Genomic DNA, 17,283 nt, shown 5'->3' on the forward strand with positions numbered 1-17,283 from the left:
GCCGCACCTCGCCCCCCAGGCACCTCCCACCCCCGAGCCGCACCACGCCTCCCGCCCATGTGACGAACGGCACGAAACGATCGTTCCCGGCATCCCATCGCCCTGTCGCCCCGATGAGGTCACCCGCGCGGCGCCAACGCCCCCCACCGCACCGTCACTTCCCCCTGCCGCCACCGCGCCGGCCCGTCCGTCACCGGCCAGTCGGCCGTGAGGTCCCGCACCGCGCGCATCCAGCGCTGACGGGCGCCGTAGGAGGCGTAGGGCGCGGCGGCGGCCCAGGCGCGGTCGAAGTCGCGCAGGAAGGCGTGGACCGGCTCGCCGGGGACGTTGCGGTGGATCAGCGCCTTCGGCAGCCGTTCGGCCAGGTCCGAGGGGCGGTCCAGGGAGCCGAGGCGGGTCGCGAAGGTGACCGTGCGCGGCCCCTCGGGCCCCAGCGCCACCCACACGTGCCGCCGCCCGATCTCGTCGCAGGTGCCCTCGACCAGCAGTCCGCCCCGGGAGTGCCCGGCCGCCGGGGCGAGCCGCGCGCACAGCCGGCGCCACACCGCGGCGACCTCGGCCTCGTCGTACTGGCGCAGCACGTTCGCCGCGCGGACCAGCAGGGGTCGCCCGGGGAGCGGGATCTCGAAGCCGCCGTGCCGGAAGACGAGGCCCTCGCGCGCGTACGGCTCCGCCGCCGCGACCCGCGCCGGGTCGATCTCGACGCCCACGACACGCGCGCGTGGCGCCACGCCGCGCAGCCGGTGCAGCAGCTCGACGGCGGTCCAGGGCGCCGCCCCGTACCCGAGGTCGACGGCGACCGGATCGCCGGCCCGGCGCAGTTCGGCGCCGTGGGTGGCCGCGATCCACCGGTCCATGCGGCGCAGCCGGTTCGGATTGGTCGTCCCGCGCGTGACCGTGCCCACGGCGCGGGTCCCCCCGCTCGCCGAACGGGTCCGGGGGTGGGGGAGGGACACGGCGCGGGGTGGCATGCCTACGAGGGTAAGCGGCGGTTCCGGAGCGGAGCCGCCGGTCGTGTGCCGGGGCCATCGGGGACACCCGGGGTGTCCGGAACGGGAACGCGAACGTCCGGACAGGCCCGTACGCAGCCACGCATCGAACGGTTGAGCGATGGATGGTAATGATTCGGTAAAAGCAAGGAAACCGGAATGAGGCACCGCGCTCCCGCGTTGCACTCCCGTGGAGGGCGAGGCGCGCCCTCGGACCGGCCGCCCGCAGCAAGGAGGAACGCCCCGTGAGCCAGTACGCCGGCAGGCTCGGGCGTCGCTCGGCGGCGGCCCCCGCGCGCCTGCGGCCCCGTCGCAGGCCCCGTCGCGTCGCCATGCTCTCCGTGCACACCTCACCGCTGCACCAGCCGGGAACCGGCGACGCCGGCGGCATGAACGTCTACATCGTGGAACTGGCGCAGCGCCTGGCCGCGATCAACATCGAGGTCGAGGTCTTCACCCGGGCGACCACCGCCGCCCTCCCGCCGACCGTGGAGCTGTCCCCCGGCGTCCTGGTCCGGCACGTCGACGCCGGCCCCTACGAGGGCCTCGCCAAGGAGGACCTCCCGGCCCAGCTGTGCGCCTTCACGCACGGCGTGATGCAGGCGTGGGCCGGCCACCGCCCCGGCTACTACGACCTCGTCCACTCGCACTACTGGCTCTCCGGCCACGTCGGCTGGCTCGCCGCCCAGCGCTGGGGCGCCCCCCTGGTGCACGCCATGCACACCATGGCCAAGGTCAAGAACGCCAACCTGGCCGAGGGCGACACCCCCGAACCCGCCGCCCGGGTCATCGGCGAGACCCAGATCGTCACCGCCTCCGACCGACTGATCGCCAACACCCAGGAGGAGGCCGGCGAGCTGGTCCGGCACTACGCCGCCGACCCCGCGCGCGTGGCCGTCGTCCACCCCGGCGTCAACCTCGACCGGTTCCGCCCCGCCGACGGCCGCGCCGCCGCCCGCGCCCGCCTCGGCCTGCCGCAGGACGCGCTGATCCCGCTCTTCGCGGGCCGTATACAGCCCCTCAAGGCCCCCGACGTCCTCCTGCGCGCCGTAGCCGTCCTGCTCACCGAGCGACCCGAGCTGCGCTCCCGCGTCGTCGTCCCCGTCGTGGGCGGCCCCAGCGGCAGCGGCCTCGCCAAACCGGAGGGCCTGCAGAAGCTGGCGGCCCGGCTCGGCATCGCGGACGTCGTACGGTTCCGCCCGCCCGTCGGACAGGACCAGCTCGCCGACTGGTTCCGGGCCGCGTCCGTGCTGGTGATGCCGTCCTACAGCGAGTCCTTCGGCCTGGTCGCCATAGAGGCGCAGGCGGCCGGCACCCCGGTGCTCGCCGCGGCGGTCGGCGGCCTGCCGGTCGCGGTGCGCGACGGGCGGACCGGCTTCCTGGTGAACGGCCACGATCCGGCCGCGTACGCGCGCGTACTGCGCGATTTCGCCGACAACCCCGAACTCGTGCCCCGCATGGGCGACGCCGCCGCCCGGCACGCGCGGTCCTTCGGCTGGGACACGGCCGCCGCCGCCACCGCCGACGTCTACGCGGCCGCCATGCAGTCCCACCGCCGTCGCGTACCCTCCCACCATGGCTGACGATGCACAACGGACGGCGGCGCGGACCGTCGAGGAGGCCCTGCGGGACGCCGGCCTGGAGTGGGAGAGCCCCGAGCCCGGCAGCTACGTCGTCACGCTCCCCGGCACCCGCAAGCTCTCCACCACCGTCTCCCTGATCGCCGGCCGCCACTCCCTCTCCCTCAACGCCTTCGTCATCCGCCACCCCGACGAGAACGAGCCGGGGGTCCACCGCTGGCTGCTGGAACGCAACCTCAAGCTCTACGGCGTCAGTTACGCCGTCGACCGCCTCGGCGACATCTACGTCACCGCCCGCCTCCCCCTCCCCGCCGTCACCCCCGACGAGATCGACCGCCTGCTCGGCCAGGTCCTGGAGGCCGCCGACGGCGCCTTCAACACCCTGCTGGAGCTGGGCTTCGCGAGCGCGATCCGCAAGGAGTACGAGTGGCGCACGGCACGCGGTGAGCCGACCCGCAACCTGGACGCGTTCAGGTCGCTCACCCAGCGCCCCACCGGGGACGACGCCGGCTGAACAGCCTGTTGATCTGCGGCGATTTCACACTCCCTACCAGTGAGAGGCCGTGCATGAGCACAGGCAGAACCGGCACCGTGGCCGCGGCGCTCGCGGGAGCGCTCGCCCTCGCGGCGTTCACCGCCCCGGCCGCGGAGGCCGCAGACACCGGCGTATCGGTGTCCCAGGTGGTCCTGAACAAGGGCAAGCCCATCGTCGTGGGCACCACCGCCGAGGTCGAACCGACCATCAGCTTCCACGTCAGCTGGCCCGCGGGGTACTCCATGAGCACCGTGGACTTCGATCCGTTCCTGTACCACGGCACCACCGCCGCCAAGGGCGCCGAGTCCGGCGGCATCTACGCGGGCTCGTACACCTGTTACGAGGACGGCACCCGCGCGGCGGACTGCGAGGGCGCCCTCTACATCGACCCGCCCTACCGGCTGGACTCCAACAACGACGCCACCACCTGGAAGCTCGCCGTCCACGCCATGCTGTGGACCAAGAGCGGCAGTGTGAAGGCGGAGGAGTACCTGACCGGCCTCGGCACCGTCCCGGTCAAGCGGGCCGCGAAGGCCACCGTCAACGCCTCCCCGGAACCGGTCGCCAAGGGCAAGACCCTCACCGTCACCGGCAGGGCCACCAGCGCCGACTGGGTCAGGCACAAGTACACCGGCTACGCCGGCAAGCTGGCCAAACTCCAGTTCCGCAAGGCCGGCACCAGCACCTACGCCACGGTCAAGACCGTCCGCGCGAACTCCGCCGGCGACCTGAAGACCACGGTCAAGGCGTCCACGGACGGCTACTGGCGCTGGACGTTCGGCGAGACGTCCACCACGGGCGGCGCGACGGCCGCCGGGGACTACGTCGACGTCAAGTGAGCACCGTGGCCGTACTGGTCCGGTAACGGCCGGGGGTCACCCCCACCAGCTTCTTGAAGTGCCGGGTCAGATGGGCCTGGTCGTAGAAGCCGGTGGCGGTGGCCACGTCGGCCGGGGCGTCGCCCGCGAGCAGCAGCCGCCGGGCCCGGTCCACCCGGCGGGACATCAGGTACTGGTGCGGCGCGATCCCGTACGCCCCGCTGAACGCCCGTACCAGATGGGCCGGATGGGCCGGCAGCAGCGCCGTGGCCTCCTCCAGGCTGAGCCCCTCGACGAGCCGCTCGTCGAGCAGTTCGCGCAGCCGCCGCGCGAGCACGGGATCCCGGCGCGCGGGCCGGGCGCCGGCCGGCCGCAGATGCGTACGCAGCCGCTCCCCGATCAACGTCAGCCGGCTCTCCGCCTCCAGCGCCTCCCCGGGCCGCGCCAACGCGGCGTGCAGCTGCCCCACCCTGCGCCGCAGCACGGGGTCGCGCACATCCGGCCGGTCCACCGACGGCCCGATCAGATCGTCCCCCAGCCGGGAGCCGTCGAGGTACAGCACCCGCTTGCGGAAGCCGCCCGGTGTGGCGGGGGAGCCGTTGTGCGGGACGTGCGGCGGCAGCAGGGTCACCGTGTCGTGCGGGGTGCCGTGCTCGTGCCGGTCCAGGTCGTACCGTACGGCCCCGTCGTCCACGATCAGCAGCGTCCACGCCTCGTGCACGTGCATCGGGTAGGCGTACTCGGTGAACCGGGCGTGGAAGACCTCCACGACGCCCGGGACGCGCGGACGCCAGGCGGAGACGGCGGTTCCGTCCCCGCGTGCGCTCCTGGGTGCGGCCATGCAAAAAACGTACAAGACCGGTCCGCGGACCGGCCGCCATGCTCGCATCATGGAAGGCACGACTGACACCGAACCCGTCCGCTTCGACACCAAGATCGCCGTACTGCTCCGCGCGGACCTGGAGACCTGGCAGCGCCTGAACGTGACCGCGTTCCTGGTCAGCGGCCTGGGCCCGCAGGTCCCCGAGGTGGTCGGCGAGCCGTACGAGGACGCGGACGGCGTCCCCTACCTCCCCATGTTCCGGCAGCCGGTCCTGGTCTTCGAGGGCACGAAGGAGACCCTGAAGACGGCCCACACCCGCGCCCTGACCCGCGCCCTGCCCCGCTCCGTCTTCACCGCCGACCTCTTCACCACCGGCAACGACCGCGACAACCGCGCGGCGGTACGCGCCGTCCCCACCGCCGACCTGGACCTGGTGGGCCTCGCGGTGTACGGGCCGAGGAACGCGGTGGACAAGGTGCTGAAGGGGGCGCGGATGCATCCGTGAGTTCCGCCCGAGGCGCTTGAGGAGGGACTACGGTCGAAACCGTCACCGAGGAGGCCCCCGATGCGCAGCGTGACCTATTCGATGAATGTCTCACTCGACGGCTACATCGTCGGACCGGACGGCCGCTTCGACTGGTCGGAACCCGACGACGACGTCTTCCGCTTCTGGATCGACGAGATCCGAGACGTCGGCGTCCACCTCCTGGGCCGACGGCTGTACGAGACGATGCTGTACTGGGAGACCGCCGACCAGGACCCGTCGCTCGACGCGTCGACGCGCGAATGGACCGCGCTGTGGAAGCCGCTCCCCAAGGTGGTGTTCTCCCACTCCCTCACGGCGGTTCAGGGCAACGCCCGCCTGGCCTCCGGCGACCCGGCGCAGGAGATCGAGCGGTGGCGGGCCGAGCCGGGGGAGGGCGACATCGCGATCGGCGGCGCGACCCTCGCCGCCGACGTGGCCGCGGCGGGCCTGATCGACGAGTACCGGACCATCCTCTACCCGGTGCTGGTCGGCGGCGGCGTCCCGTTCTTCCCCCGGCACGAACGCCGGGTGGACCTCGAACTCGTCGAGACCCGGACTTTCGGCTCAGGGGTTGTCTACCTCCGTCACCGAGTGGCTCGATAGGAAATGCCGAGCTCCGCGGCTCTCGGCGATACGGAGAACGTCCGTCAGGGACTCGGCCAGACGCGTGAGCTGTCTCTGCCGCGGCACCCTCGGCGTCGTGACAGTAGACCTATGGATTACCTGGCCGAAGTATTCGATGGCGCTACGGGACCGGCGGGGCATGAGTCCGCCCGCCGGCCTTGGGGCCGACCGGCGGACTCGTGGGCAGGGTGCCTTACTGCCGTTCGAGGAACCCGGCGAGTTCGGGTAGCTGCTTGCGAGGGAAGTGCAGCAGGGCGGCCGCGTCGAGTCCCTCCGGTACAAGGGGGACATTCATACGCCAGGAACCGGGGCGCCATCGGTGGCTGACCCGGTCGGCGAACGCCGGCGCTTGCGAGAGCAAGGCAACGAGGCGCACAGCGTCGGTGATCGGGAGCTTGACCAAGGCCCAACCGAGGGTGGTGGGCGATGAACCCGTCGGCGCCGTAACTGAGGGGCTTCTCGGCTTGTGCCCGGACACCTGCGGTTGCCTCGCCGACGTCTTGGCAGCAGGCGAGCGTCGTGTAGTCGAGGCGCCACAGTTCACGGATGGTGGGAACCATGTCCGTGTCGATCTCGACCGACGTGCCCTCGCGGGTGGTGAGTGTCTTGTGCGGGTGAATGAGCGGGTCCGGCATGGGCGCGCCTCCTCAAGAACGACGGTAGGCGGCCCCTTGGCCGGCTGCGGCGGCGAGATCTTGAATCCACGCGATGTCGGTTGCGTCCGCGGCGATACCGGCCCAGAGCCGCTCTTGAGCGGTCGCGAAGGCGTCGAGGGCACGCCGGGGCGCGCTGGACCACGCGGGCGTCTTGGCGGCCCACTGTTCAGCGGCTGCGGGCGTGTGGCCGGCTGAGGTGAGCCAGACGACCCAACAGGCCGCGTCGATCCATGCGGCGCCGCGTGTCGGCCATGCCCAGTCGACGACGCGGGCGGCGTTGTCCGCGATCAGGACGTTGTCGGGGTGCCAATCGGTGTGCAGCAACGTCTTACCGCGCAGCAACTCGGCGTCATGGGGGTCGTCGATGTAGTCCGCGAGGCGCTGCTCGATGTGCTTGAGTTCCAGGCCGACCGGGGCCCGGACGCCGGAAAGGGTAATGATCGCCTCGGCGACGAGCGGCAGGTCGACGGAGTGCGGGCGGTAGTCCGCGGGCCGGCCGTCGAGGTGCTCGAAACCGAGCAGGTCCCAAGTCCCATCGTTGATCCGCCAGAGCAGGCGTGGGGCGAGAGGCGCCACATAGGGGTTGATCGTGGCCTCGCGGGTCTGTGTCCACGCGCGAGGGTGGTCGGTGTTCATTCCCTTGACGAAGACACGACCGGCGCGGGTGTCGAGGGTGGCGGCGATCTCGCTGTTGAGTCCCCTGCTGGCGGTTTCTGCTGCGTAGACAGGGCCGGTACGGGCCTCGACGGCCTCACGGGTGGCGTTGGGCAGGTCTTGCCATTGCAGTCTCATGGTCACCACGGCGGGAGTGTAGGTGGTCGGGCGGTACACGCGAGGCCGCTCGCGCGGGGCGGGCGGCCTCAGGACGGGGGCGGCTCAGTTGTACGGGTTGTCGTCTCCGCAGCCCCTCATGACGTCGCCGCCGGCGATCTCGTCGAGGTCGACGAACTCGAACTCGTCCTCGGGGGCAGGCCGTACGGTGATCTCCACTGCTGTGGCAGGCCATGGGCGTGCTTCCTTTCTCAGGCGTGCTGGCAGTAGCGGTTCAGAGGCGAGCCGGCTCGGCGGTGCATCTTCACGACCGGCATGCACGTGGTGCACTTCTTCTGCAGGGCGCAGCTCGTGCATGCGTCCTGACGCTGAAGTGCCCGGTCAGCGGTGGCGCCGAGCCGCGCCAATCCCGCGACACCCTCTTTGAGCAGTGGTATCGGGTGGTCACGGGAGACCTTGCAGACGGTTGCCAAGCCGAAGGGGTTCACGTTCAGGGACGTGTGGCCGGCGTCGCATCCAGTGAAGGGGGATTCCTTGCCGAGGAGCTCCGGGACCTGCTCAGCGAGGGGCTCGGCGCCGCCGGCGAAGGTCGGGGAGATGTGGGCGTACTCGCGGACGCGCGAGGCGTAGCGGTGGGCGAGTGCCCGCATGGCCTCGGCCTCGTGGGCGTTCCTGCGGGTGATGATCACGCTCAGGGACAGCGGCAGACCGGCCTCGGCGGCTGCGGTGAGGCCGCGCATGAAGTTGTTGAAGGAGCCGCGGCGCTGTGTGAAGCCGTCGAAGGTCTGTGCTGTGGCGCCATACACGCTGAGCGTCACCCGGTACGGGCGCCGGGAGGTGAGCAGGTCGAGCATGGCCGGGCGGTGCAGGGTGGACCCGTTCGTCAGGATCTCCACCATCATCCCGAGGTCGTACGCGAGCGCGTACGTCTCCGGAAAGTGGCTGTCGATCGTGCACTCGCCCCCGCCGAGTTCGATCCACACGATTCCCGCGTCGCGCAGGATGTGCAGCAGGCACTCGCGAGGCTCCCATGCGAGACCCTCGTGCACCTTGTCGCCGTAGACGCAGTGGCCGCACGCCCAGTTGCACCCGTTGTTCACCTCGTACGAGGCGCGACCGTGGCCGTATGGAGAGGAAGAGCGGATCAACAGCGCGTCACGTGCCGGGCTTTCTCCGAGATCGAGCCGCCAGCGGCGCCGAGCGGCCTTGCGCAGCCACTCGGGAATCGGTCCCTTGGTCGTGGCATCGCGCAGTTCCACGTATTGGTGTTGCTTGATCCTGATCCCTGCGGCGCTTCCCGGGCGTAAGACAAAGCAGTCCGAGAGGAACGGAGCGACGATCAGCTGATGCATTGCGACCTCCAATGGCAGAGGGAGTATGCGTACAAGTCGGGTGGGCCTCACCGGGCAGACGGAAGGTCGGTGTCTCCGCGTGGGCTGTGCTCATCGCCGGCATCGGGTACAGGCAGCCGCGCTCCGCGGCTCTCGGCGACGCGGAGGGCGTCTTGCAGAGCCTCGGTCAGCCGGGCGGAGAGGAACCTCAGCTCGCCGGCGCTCGCTTCGGGGGTACTGAGCAGCGCCTGTGCGTGGCTGACCAACTCGGCGCCCATCCCGAGCTGCACGGACTCGATCCGGTCCGCGACCCGGGAGACGTAACCCCTTCCGCTGCCGTCGGTGATGAGGTAGCAGGGCTTTCCTTCGGGGCCGGACCAGGGCAGAAGACGGGTCAGCCGGCGCGGGGCGGGAGTGGTCGGGTCGGTGTCCATCACGCGGCCACCCTTTCGCCGGTCGTCCCGACGCCCTGGACCGTCACCCCGTGGAACCGGCGTGGGCCGACATGGGGACAGCGGTACTGACGCTGTCGTTGCCGACGACGCTTCAGGTGCTCCCGCTGGCCAGGGGCGACGAGGTAGGGGCGTACGAGAGGGGAGTCCTTGCCTCGGAGGCGGGGCTGGTCGGCCGGCCGGTGATGTACGCGGGGCTCAGTGCGGACGTTCGGTGCGGTGGCCGACCGTCGCGATACGCGAACGGGACGCGAGACGGCGCGGTGCCGACCGCGCGGAGGGAACATCAGTCTCAGCAGCAGCGCGCAGAGGCGGGCGATACAGTGCGGCATGTCTACCTGGTTCCTTCAGGCGGGCCATGCCCCCGGGCCGTGTCAGCGGTCGCGGGGGTCCGTCATCGATGACGGCGCTGTAACGCTAGGGCGAGCGAACCGGTACGGACAGTGACGCCATGTGCCACTGCCCCGACCGACTGGGACAGGACGTCCTACCCCTCGATGTTCAGACGGTCCGCGAGTTCCAGGACGGGCGAAGTCCGACGGCGTTCCCGGTTGCGCAGGTCGGTCACCAGGCGGCGACTCGTGGAGTGGTAACGCATCCACTCCGGGGCCGCGCGCTCGGCCGCCAGGAGAGCTTGGAGTGCGCCGCCGTCCCTGTTGAGGTCCGCGTGAGCGAGAGCGCGGTCGACATGGAAGCGTGCACGCCACGTCGGCGGCAGTGACGCCAGGCCGGTCACCGCACGCGCCGCACGGAGCGCCTCAGAGGTGTCCCCCATCTCCACGAGGAAGTTGACCTCTGCCACACCCACGTTGGTCGGGCCGAAGGGTGTCGCGTAATCGAGCCGGTCCACCCCGATCCGGGCCGCCGCCGCCCTGGCCATGCTGAGGAGCTCCCGGACGGCGTCCCGTCGTTCCAGCCGGACCGCAGCGGTAGCGGCGCGGAGCAGCAGGACTCCCCACAGGGCGAGTTCGAGGGGGTGGGACCTGAAGCCCGGCTCGATGCGCTCGGCTGCTGACAGTGCGACTCGCTCGGCATCGGCCAGGCGGCCCTGTTTGGTGAGGACCCATGCGAGGCTGGAGTAGCCGACCGATTCCAGATGAGGATCATCCGCCCTCGCGACTGCGGCCATGGAACGCTCCAGAGCGGTGAAGGCCGCGTCCTCCTTCCCGAGCGCGGTGAAAGTGGTGGCGGCGACCTGATAAGCCTCGGCGAGGACGGAGTGGGCTGCCGCCGCATCGGTGCCGCTGTGGGACCGCGCTGCGTCCTTGGCGTCCCGGATCAACTGGGGGAGCAGGGCGCCGATCTCTCCTAAGCGTCCTTCGCGCCGAATGCGCTCGGTCGAACGCAGGGAGTTCCGCAACTGGGCGATTGCAGGTGGCTCTTCCGGCTCCGCCTCTTCTTCGCCGATCAGATCGGACACGGGTGAGACGGCCTGTCGCAGCGCGAGAACAGAGGGCGGGTCCTCCTCGCCACGCACCTCGAAGGTGGCGGGCTGGCCGAGGAGAGCGGACGGTTCGACGTCCAGCGCACGCGCCAACGCGTTGATGGTGGCGAGGCGGGCGGTCTGCCGTACTCCCTGTTCGAGCTTGCGGACGATGTCGACCGACAGGCCGGCATGTTCGGCGAGTCCTTCCTGCGTCAGCTTCCGACGCACACGCAGCCGGGCCACCCGGTCCCCGATACTGGCTTCTTCGTGAAACTGCAAGGCGTACCCCCGCGAGTCGGTCTTGCTGACCACGTTACGTCGCGCGGGCATCGCATGCGGTGACGAGTCAGTACCTGGCGGAGTCAGTGCCATTGGCAAGGAGCGCCCATGAGTGAGGGCTTCGGGCTGGTCGTCCGCTTCACGTTGCGCGATCAGCAGGCGGAGACCGCCTTTGACGGCCTGTGTGCTGAGACCTTGGCAGGGATCAAGTCACGAGAGCCAGAGACGCTGACCTACGTCATGCACATTCCTGTGGATGAGCCGCTGGTCCGCGTCTTCTACGAGTTGTATGCCGACCGGTCCGCGTTCGAGGCGCATGAGGAGCAGTCGCACACCAATCGGTTCCTGGTCGAACGCGAGCAGTTCCTGACCGGCACGGAAGTGACGTCCCTGGACGCCATCGCCGGAAAGCGGGCGGTGTAACCGGGTCCGTCCCCCTCAGGCCCGGCTGACCTCCTGCTCGGCAGGAGGCGCGGCGCCCTCGGCGACAACGGACGCCTCCGCAGGCAGGCGCCGCATCAGCACCGCGTACCCGAACCCGGCCACCGTGCCGATCACCGCGCACATGCCCCACAGCCAGGCCGCGCCGTACCGGTCGATGACGAAACCGCTCATCAGCGGCGCGACGAGGGCGGCGACGGACCAGGACATGCTGTACATGCCCTGGTACCGGCCGCGCCCCCGCGCCGGCGAGAGCTGGACCACCAGCCCCGTCTGGGTCGGCGCGTTGACGACCTCGGCCAGGGTCCACACGCACACCGTGAGGGCGAAGACGCCGACCGACCCGGCGAAGGCGGTGAGCCCGAACCCGTACCCGGCGAGCAGTGACGACACGATCAGCAACCGCCGGGGATCGCGGTGCTCGATGAAGCGGGTCACCGGGATCTGGAGTACGACGATGAGCAGGCCGTTGACGGCGATGGCCAGGCCGTAGTCGGCCGCCGAGAACCCGGCGTCACCCATCGCCACCGGCAGTCCCACGGACCCCTGCTGGAAGATCAGCGCCACCAGGAACGACAACCCCACGACGCTCATGAACCGCCCGTCGCGCAGCACCGTGCCGAGCGACACGGGAACCTCGTCGGTCGTGGCCGCCCGGACCTTCGGCCGGGACTCGGGCACCTTCAGGAAGACGACGACCGCGCAGACCAGCGTCATCCCCGCCTCGATCAGGAACCCGGCGAGATAGCTGAACTCCGCGATGAACCCGGCCGCCATGGACGACACGGCGAACCCGAGGTTGATCGCCCAGTAGTTCAACGAGAAGGCCCGCACCCGGTCCTCGGGCCGCACGATGTCCGCCATCATCGCCTGCACGGCCGGCCGCGAGGCGTTGGAGGCCGCGCCCACCAGGAAGGCGACGGCCGCGAGGGCCACCGGGTCCCGCATGAAGCCGAGCAGCGCGACGGAGGCGGCCGTCGACGTCTGCGCCACCAGCAGCGTCGGCCGCCGCCCCAGCCGGTCGGCCATCACCCCGCCGGCCAGCGAGGAGATCACCCCGCCCAGCCCGTGCAGAGAGGCGACGAGACCCGCGTACGAGGCGGAGTAGCCGCGGTCCAGCGTCAGGTACAGCGCCATGAACGTGGCGACGAAGGCACCGAGCCGGTTGACGAGGGTGCTGGTCCACAGCCACCAGAACTCGCGGGGGAGCCCCGAGACGGACTCCCGGACGGCACGTATCGGACCGGCGGCTGGCATGGACCCCCCGTAGAGCAAATGTAAGCACCGAACAAGCAAGCACACCTTACTCAGCCGTCGCCCCGGCGACCACTGGATTAACACCCGGCCCGCGCCGTCCGTCCACCGGGCACCGGGGGCGGGCGCCGCGGGGCGTCGATTACGCTCGGACCCATGGCCGACGCACCGTACAAGCTGATCCTCCTCCGCCACGGCGAGAGCGAGTGGAACGAGAAGAACCTGTTCACCGGCTGGGTGGACGTCAACCTCACCCCGAAGGGCGAGAAGGAGGCGACGCGCGGCGGTGAGCTGCTGAAGGACGCCGGCCTGCTCCCCGACGTCGTGCACACCTCCCTCCAGAAGCGCGCCATCCGCACCGCGCAGCTCGCCCTGGAGTCCGCCGACCGCCTCTGGATCCCGGTCAACCGCTCCTGGCGCCTGAACGAGCGCCACTACGGCGCCCTCCAGGGCAAGGACAAGGCCCAGACCCTCGCCGAGTTCGGCGAGGAGCAGTTCATGCTGTGGCGCCGCTCCTACGACACCCCGCCGCCGGCGCTCGCCAACGACGCCGAGTACTCCCAGTTCTCCGACCCGCGCTACGCGACCCTCCCGCCGGAGCTGCGCCCGCAGACGGAGTGCCTGAAGGACGTCGTCGCGCGGATGCTCCCGTACTGGTTCGACTCGATCGTCCCCGACCTCCTGACCGGCCGGGTCGTCCTGGTCGCCGCCCACGGCAACTCGCTCCGCGCCCTGGTCAAGCACCTCGACGGCATCTCCGACGCCGACATCGCGGGCCTCAACATCCCCACCGGCATCCCGCTCTCCTACGAACTGGACGCCGACTTCAAGCCGCTCAACCCCGGCGGCACCTACCTCGACCCGGACGCGGCGGCGGCGGCGATCGAGGCGGTCAAGAACCAGGGCAAGAAGAAGTAGCCCACGCGGCCATGCCTCCCACCCGTGCTTTCCGCGCGGCTGGGAGGCATGGCTGCCTTCTGGGACCATGCCGACGGACCGGCTCAGAGGTGGTCGCATGATCCGCCGGAAAGGCCTCAGGCGGACTCCATCAGCTCCTTGAGGCGGGCCAGGTCGGCGGAGACCATGTCGGCGTCACGGTCGAAGTCGGCGTCGCTCATCTCCGGCCGGCGACGGAGGGTGAACACCACTTCGCTCCCCGCGTCGCTGCGGATCACGCGTACCGGGTTGTAGACGGTCTCCCCGGAGGGCAGCGTGACGTCGTGGTCGAGTACACCCAGCTCGTTGCGCGGCGTGAAGGCGATCTCGACCCGTCCCATGGGGGATGATTCCGCGACCCAGCGCTCCCCGATCTCGGTGATGGATCCCCCCAGGCCATGGGCCCACGCGGGCAGGTTGGCCGGGTCCGACGCGTAGGCGTAGACATCGTCAGCAGTGCGGTCGATATGGGTACTGAGATGGCGTGATTCCTTGCCGGTGTCGTTCATGGCAGTGACGGTAATGGCCCGCGGCCACCGTCCTCTTGAACGAATCGGACGTGCGTGACCCGTCGGACAGGCCCTCGTAGCAGCGGGAGTGGTCACACCGCCGCCGCGGACGTCTTCACCGGCGTACGAGTCGCGCCGGTACGTCCGTGGTCAAGTTCCGCCGGGTCACAGCTCCGTCCCAGCGGGGCGACCCGGTCCGGGGCCCGTCACCCAGGGCCACCCGGTGCCGTGAGGGGGGCCTGGCGGAGGCCCGTCAGGGATTCGGGGTGCGCGGCGCGGCGGGGACTGTGTAACAGGGGTGTCCTGACGGGCGGTCGGGCGGAACGGAGCAACGGGTCCGGCGACTCCTCGTTGTCAGAAACGCCCGCTCGTACCGACTCCGACTCCGACTCGGACCGAGCAGCGCCACCGCGTCCCACCGAGACCGAGGAAGAAACGATGCGCGTTCGCAAGCTCACCTTCACCGCCCTGGCCCTTGCCGCCGGCCTCTCGCTCACCGCCTGCAACGGCGACGACAGCGCGGCACAGAGCAGCGGGACGTCCGCGTCCTCCGCGTCGTCCGCGGGCAGCGGTTCCGCCGAGGGGAGCGGGCAGGACTCCGCCGGGAAGTCCGCCACGGGCCAGGGCACGGCCACCGGGACCGGCTCGGACACCGACGCCGCGGCCGGGAACTGCAGCACCGACGCACTGGAAGTCACCGCGACGGACGCCACCATCGGCGGCGACACCGAGGGCACGGTCGCGGTCACGTTCAAGAACGGCGGCGGCCAGGACTGCACCCTGTCCGGCTACGCGGGCGTCGACCTCAAGACCAACGCGGGGGACCTGTCCGCGGAGCGCACCGGCCAGGACTCCGACCCCGTGACCCTCGCGGACGGGGAGTCGGTGTCCTTCGGCATCACCTACCCGGTCAACGACTCGGGCGGCTCCGGCGTCCGCATCACCGGCCTCGTGGTGACCCCGCCCAACGAGACCAAGTCGGTCACCCTCGACTGGCCGGGCGCCGCCTCCCTGCCCGTCACCGACGGCTCCGGCGCCACCGTCAAGGTCGGCCCGATGGGCAGCGCGGGCCAGGGCGGGGCGAGCTGAGGCGCGTCCTCCGACGGCATGCGTGCGCGGATCTCTCTCCGGTGGGGACGAAGGGCAGTGAGCCGGCTGGTGGTCCCGCCTCCCCCCTCGTATGCCGGAATGGGGAATTCCGATTTCGGACCGAAAGATCCGTACAACTCGGTGACGTCCTCATGGGTCTCCCCCCACATCCGGACCATGATCCGGCCCCTCGTGCTGGGAGAACCATGCGCAAGCACTACGCGGCGGTCGTCACCGTCGCTCCCCTGGTCGTCCTTGCCGCCGTGGCGCCCGCCGCCCACGCCGACACGACCGTGGGAGACACCCGCATCACATCCATCACCTTCGCCAAGGCGACCACCGGCGTCGGCGCCACGCTCGGGGCATCGGTCAGCGTCACGCTGACCGCCACGGACGACTCCGGGATCGACAGCGTCATCGGCCCCAAGGTGGTGGGCCCCGACGGGCTGGTCATCCGGCCCACCCGCAACGAGTGCACCGCGCAGAGCGCGACCACCGTGCAGTGCGTCTACAGCTTCCCGCTCTCGCCGGACGGCACGGACGCGCAGGACCTGCGGAACAGCTCGGCGGGCGCTTGGCGCTTCAAGGCCAAGGCCGTGGCCGGCGACGGCGACTCCCACCACCTGTCGCCGGGCGCACCGCTCAGCGTCAAGCGGCACGCCAAGCTGGTGGCCGCCCAGGCCACGCCCGAGCCGGTCGACAAGGGCGGCAAGCTCACCGTCACGGGCTGGCTCCGGCGGGCCAACTGGGACACCAACGTCTGGGACGACTACGCGGGCAAGTCCGTGGCCCTCCAGTTCCGCAAGTCCGGCACCGACACCTTCAAGACCGTCAAGACGGTCACCACCGACAGCGCCGGCGAGCTGCGCACCAAGGTCACCGCGAACACCACCGGTACCTGGCGCTGGCGGTTCACCGCCAACACCATCGCCACGGGTGCGACGTCGCAGGGCGATCGGGTCGTGGTGCGCTAGCCGCCGGAGGCGTCCCGGCGCAGGTCAACCGGGAGCCCGCCCGGAACGCCCACGCGTCGCTCCGCGTCGCTTTCCGTCCAACACGGACCGCGAAACCGCCCCGACGTCACGCCGTCAAAGCCAGGTCACCGGGCTGATCGACCGCGATTGAGTCGTTCCCGTGCTCCGCCGGGGCCCCGCAGGCCGTGGGGGCGGGTCATACTGAGGTCAATGACAAAGCCACTGAAGCGCCATCTGCCCACCAGTCCCTTCAAGGCACCGGTTGCACCGCCGCTCAAGGAGTTCGCCGTCGGCGACCAGGTCACACACGACATGTACGGCCTCGGCCGGGTCATCGGCATCGAGGACGGAATCGCGGCGCTCGTGGACTTCGGTTCCGCCCGGCAGCGCATCCTGAGCCCCTACGCCAAGATGAGCAAGCTCTAGGACCGCGGCGACCGACCGCTACACGAACGGGAGATCTCTCATCGACTCGACCTCGCTGTTCTCCGCTCCGGAGGGAGCGTACAGCCACGCCACCGCGGCCTCGCCGCCGCCGGTGACCAACCCCTTCCTGACTCCGGACCTCGGTCCGGAGGAGGACTGGACCTTTCCGGCGGACGAGGAGCCGGTGTCTTTCCAGACCCGGACCTGACTCCATCGCCGCCGCCGGGGCCGCCCGCGTCCTGAGCAGCGGTACTCACCTTCCTGCACGTACGACCCGTACGACCCGTACGACCCGTACGACCCGTACGAGCCGTATGACTCGTACGACCCGTCACACCGTGAGCGGCACCTCGTGGATCTCGTCGGCGCGGTGGCCCGCCTTGGTGTGGACGCGCTGCACCGCGTCCGCGGACGGCGCCTCGGAGAGGCAGTAGACCGTGCCGGAGTCCGGGTCCGCCCAGGCCCGGGCGAAGTGCACGCCCTCGTCCTTCTCGATGGCCAGATCCGCCTGGTGAGCCTGGTGGAGCTGGTCGGCGGTGATGCCGTGCATCCCGTGATGGACGTCCATGAACCGAGCCATGGCCTCGCACCTCCTGCGTTCGCGAGCGGTCGTCCCTCTTCTGTTCGCCCCGTTCGCCCCTCTTCCATGGTGCGTCCGTACGGAGGCCGGGGCGACCCCCAGGCCGTACGGCAAAGGGCCCCGGCGTCCACCGGGGCCCTCCGCCTCACTTCCGTACCGTCAGCCGCACTGGCAGGGATTGCCCGACTGACAACCGCAGCCGCAGCCCGAGCCGCAGCCGCAGGAAGCGATCAGGGGCAGGCTCCTGATGTCGGTGGGCTGCTC

The 17,283-nt window shown here is 70.7% G+C and carries 19 protein-coding genes; 10 read left to right on the forward strand and 9 right to left on the reverse strand.

The window, feature by feature from the left end:
- Positions 1-119: 119 nt before the first annotated feature.
- Positions 120-905 carry a class I SAM-dependent methyltransferase gene (locus J7I94_RS07590; RefSeq protein WP_215166171.1) on the reverse strand — a complete coding sequence of 262 codons (786 nt, stop codon included), beginning with the start codon at positions 903-905 and terminating at the stop codon, positions 120-122.
- Between the two features lie 329 nt (positions 906-1,234).
- On the opposite strand from J7I94_RS07590, the gene mshA reads away from it, so the two are divergent.
- From mshA to J7I94_RS07605, 3 genes are read left to right on the forward strand one after another with little or no spacing between them, the layout of a single operon-like run.
- A complete protein-coding gene (gene mshA / locus J7I94_RS07595; RefSeq protein WP_215166130.1) occupies positions 1,235-2,572 on the forward strand; it encodes a D-inositol-3-phosphate glycosyltransferase in 1,338 nt (445 codons plus the stop codon).
- Complete coding sequence (locus tag J7I94_RS07600) at positions 2,565-3,083, forward strand: YbjN domain-containing protein (RefSeq protein WP_215166132.1); 519 nt, start codon at positions 2,565-2,567, stop codon at positions 3,081-3,083. Before mshA ends, J7I94_RS07600 begins: the two co-directional genes overlap by 8 nt.
- A 53-nt stretch (positions 3,084-3,136) precedes the next feature.
- Complete coding sequence (locus J7I94_RS07605; RefSeq protein ID WP_215166134.1) at positions 3,137-3,943, forward strand: hypothetical protein; 807 nt, start codon at positions 3,137-3,139, stop codon at positions 3,941-3,943.
- Here J7I94_RS07605 and J7I94_RS07610 read toward each other — a convergent pair.
- Entirely contained in the window at positions 3,936-4,763 is an 828-nt protein-coding gene (locus tag J7I94_RS07610) for an AraC family transcriptional regulator (RefSeq protein ID WP_215166136.1), read from the reverse strand. The two genes, J7I94_RS07605 and J7I94_RS07610, sit on opposite strands and share 8 nt — an antisense overlap.
- Before the next feature lie 49 nt (positions 4,764-4,812).
- Between J7I94_RS07610 and J7I94_RS07615 the strand changes: the two genes are divergently transcribed.
- Both J7I94_RS07615 and J7I94_RS07620 read left to right on the forward strand, forming a co-directional pair.
- Positions 4,813-5,250 carry a DUF2000 domain-containing protein gene (locus tag J7I94_RS07615; RefSeq protein WP_215166137.1) on the forward strand — a complete coding sequence of 146 codons (438 nt, stop codon included), beginning with the start codon at positions 4,813-4,815 and terminating at the stop codon, positions 5,248-5,250.
- A gap of 60 nt (positions 5,251-5,310) precedes the next feature.
- Positions 5,311-5,874, forward strand: coding sequence for a dihydrofolate reductase family protein (locus J7I94_RS07620; RefSeq protein WP_215166138.1), 564 nt, complete (start codon positions 5,311-5,313; stop codon positions 5,872-5,874).
- A gap of 668 nt (positions 5,875-6,542) precedes the next feature.
- Here J7I94_RS07620 and J7I94_RS07625 read toward each other — a convergent pair.
- The 4 genes from J7I94_RS07625 to J7I94_RS07640 form a co-directional block, all read right to left on the reverse strand.
- On the reverse strand, positions 6,543-7,343 hold the full coding sequence (locus J7I94_RS07625) for an aminoglycoside phosphotransferase (protein WP_374198364.1): 801 nt from the start codon (positions 7,341-7,343) through the stop codon (positions 6,543-6,545).
- Positions 7,344-7,573: 230 nt separating this feature from the next.
- A complete protein-coding gene (locus J7I94_RS07630; RefSeq protein ID WP_215166140.1) occupies positions 7,574-8,674 on the reverse strand; it encodes a radical SAM protein in 1,101 nt (366 codons plus the stop codon).
- A gap of 47 nt (positions 8,675-8,721) precedes the next feature.
- Positions 8,722-9,087, reverse strand: coding sequence for a hypothetical protein (locus J7I94_RS07635; RefSeq protein ID WP_215166141.1), 366 nt, complete (start codon positions 9,085-9,087; stop codon positions 8,722-8,724).
- Between the two features lie 505 nt (positions 9,088-9,592).
- A complete protein-coding gene (locus tag J7I94_RS07640; protein ID WP_308114511.1) occupies positions 9,593-10,843 on the reverse strand; it encodes a helix-turn-helix transcriptional regulator in 1,251 nt (416 codons plus the stop codon).
- A 75-nt stretch (positions 10,844-10,918) separates the two neighbouring features.
- On the opposite strand from J7I94_RS07640, the gene J7I94_RS07645 reads away from it, so the two are divergent.
- A complete protein-coding gene (locus J7I94_RS07645) occupies positions 10,919-11,233 on the forward strand; it encodes a putative quinol monooxygenase (RefSeq protein WP_215166144.1) in 315 nt (104 codons plus the stop codon).
- A gap of 15 nt (positions 11,234-11,248) precedes the next feature.
- On the opposite strand, the gene J7I94_RS07650 is transcribed toward J7I94_RS07645, so the two are convergent.
- Positions 11,249-12,508, reverse strand: a complete 1,260-nt coding sequence (locus tag J7I94_RS07650; RefSeq protein WP_215166146.1) for an MFS transporter — start codon at positions 12,506-12,508, stop codon at positions 11,249-11,251.
- Between the two features lie 153 nt (positions 12,509-12,661).
- Between J7I94_RS07650 and J7I94_RS07655 the strand changes: the two genes are divergently transcribed.
- Positions 12,662-13,423: a phosphoglyceromutase gene (locus tag J7I94_RS07655; protein ID WP_215166147.1), complete on the forward strand. Its 762-nt coding sequence runs from the start codon at positions 12,662-12,664 to the stop codon at positions 13,421-13,423.
- A 116-nt stretch (positions 13,424-13,539) separates the two neighbouring features.
- On the opposite strand, the gene J7I94_RS07660 is transcribed toward J7I94_RS07655, so the two are convergent.
- Positions 13,540-13,950 (reverse strand): SRPBCC family protein, encoded by a 411-nt coding sequence (locus tag J7I94_RS07660; protein ID WP_215166148.1) that lies wholly within the window; start codon positions 13,948-13,950, stop codon positions 13,540-13,542.
- Between the two features lie 438 nt (positions 13,951-14,388).
- Here J7I94_RS07660 and J7I94_RS07665 point away from each other — a divergent pair, with 438 nt between their 5' ends.
- The 3 genes from J7I94_RS07665 (at position 14,389) to J7I94_RS07675 (ending at position 16,439) form a co-directional block, all read left to right on the forward strand.
- Positions 14,389-15,039 carry a DUF4232 domain-containing protein gene (locus J7I94_RS07665; RefSeq protein ID WP_215166149.1) on the forward strand — a complete coding sequence of 217 codons (651 nt, stop codon included), beginning with the start codon at positions 14,389-14,391 and terminating at the stop codon, positions 15,037-15,039.
- A gap of 206 nt (positions 15,040-15,245) precedes the next feature.
- On the forward strand, positions 15,246-16,013 hold the full coding sequence (locus J7I94_RS07670) for a calcium-binding protein (protein ID WP_215166150.1): 768 nt from the start codon (positions 15,246-15,248) through the stop codon (positions 16,011-16,013).
- 210 nt (positions 16,014-16,223) lie between these two features.
- Positions 16,224-16,439, forward strand: coding sequence for a hypothetical protein (locus J7I94_RS07675; RefSeq protein ID WP_215166151.1), 216 nt, complete (start codon positions 16,224-16,226; stop codon positions 16,437-16,439).
- A 331-nt stretch (positions 16,440-16,770) separates the two neighbouring features.
- Here the strand turns inward: J7I94_RS07675 and J7I94_RS07680 are convergent, their stop codons facing one another.
- Positions 16,771-17,019: an SCO4226 family nickel-binding protein gene (locus tag J7I94_RS07680; protein WP_215166152.1), complete on the reverse strand. Its 249-nt coding sequence runs from the start codon at positions 17,017-17,019 to the stop codon at positions 16,771-16,773.
- Positions 17,020-17,283: the final 264 nt, after the last annotated feature.

Source organism: Streptomyces sp. ISL-12 (assembly GCF_018614415.1).
Taxonomy (GTDB): Bacteria; Actinomycetota; Actinomycetes; order Streptomycetales; family Streptomycetaceae; genus Streptomyces.

What these genes read in the sequence shown, in the direction of transcription:
- J7I94_RS07600 (WP_215166132.1), top strand. Translation starts at nt 2,565, where the DNA reads ATGGCTGACGATGCACAACGGACGGCGGCGCGGACCGTCGAGGAGGCC.
- J7I94_RS07605 (WP_215166134.1), top strand. Translation starts at nt 3,137, where the DNA reads ATGAGCACAGGCAGAACCGGCACCGTGGCCGCGGCGCTCGCGGGAGCG.
- J7I94_RS07610 (WP_215166136.1), bottom strand. Translation starts at nt 4,763, where the DNA reads ATGGCCGCACCCAGGAGCGCACGCGGGGACGGAACCGCCGTCTCCGCC.
- J7I94_RS07615 (WP_215166137.1), top strand. Translation starts at nt 4,813, where the DNA reads ATGGAAGGCACGACTGACACCGAACCCGTCCGCTTCGACACCAAGATC.
- J7I94_RS07620 (WP_215166138.1), top strand. Translation starts at nt 5,311, where the DNA reads ATGCGCAGCGTGACCTATTCGATGAATGTCTCACTCGACGGCTACATC.
- J7I94_RS07625 (WP_374198364.1), bottom strand. Translation starts at nt 7,343, where the DNA reads ATGAGACTGCAATGGCAAGACCTGCCCAACGCCACCCGTGAGGCCGTC.
- J7I94_RS07630 (WP_215166140.1), bottom strand. Translation starts at nt 8,674, where the DNA reads ATGCATCAGCTGATCGTCGCTCCGTTCCTCTCGGACTGCTTTGTCTTA.
- J7I94_RS07635 (WP_215166141.1), bottom strand. Translation starts at nt 9,087, where the DNA reads ATGGACACCGACCCGACCACTCCCGCCCCGCGCCGGCTGACCCGTCTT.
- J7I94_RS07645 (WP_215166144.1), top strand. Translation starts at nt 10,919, where the DNA reads ATGAGTGAGGGCTTCGGGCTGGTCGTCCGCTTCACGTTGCGCGATCAG.
- J7I94_RS07650 (WP_215166146.1), bottom strand. Translation starts at nt 12,508, where the DNA reads ATGCCAGCCGCCGGTCCGATACGTGCCGTCCGGGAGTCCGTCTCGGGG.
- J7I94_RS07655 (WP_215166147.1), top strand. Translation starts at nt 12,662, where the DNA reads ATGGCCGACGCACCGTACAAGCTGATCCTCCTCCGCCACGGCGAGAGC.
- J7I94_RS07660 (WP_215166148.1), bottom strand. Translation starts at nt 13,950, where the DNA reads ATGAACGACACCGGCAAGGAATCACGCCATCTCAGTACCCATATCGAC.
- J7I94_RS07665 (WP_215166149.1), top strand. Translation starts at nt 14,389, where the DNA reads ATGCGCGTTCGCAAGCTCACCTTCACCGCCCTGGCCCTTGCCGCCGGC.
- J7I94_RS07670 (WP_215166150.1), top strand. Translation starts at nt 15,246, where the DNA reads ATGCGCAAGCACTACGCGGCGGTCGTCACCGTCGCTCCCCTGGTCGTC.
- J7I94_RS07675 (WP_215166151.1), top strand. Translation starts at nt 16,224, where the DNA reads ATGACAAAGCCACTGAAGCGCCATCTGCCCACCAGTCCCTTCAAGGCA.
- J7I94_RS07680 (WP_215166152.1), bottom strand. Translation starts at nt 17,019, where the DNA reads ATGGCTCGGTTCATGGACGTCCATCACGGGATGCACGGCATCACCGCC.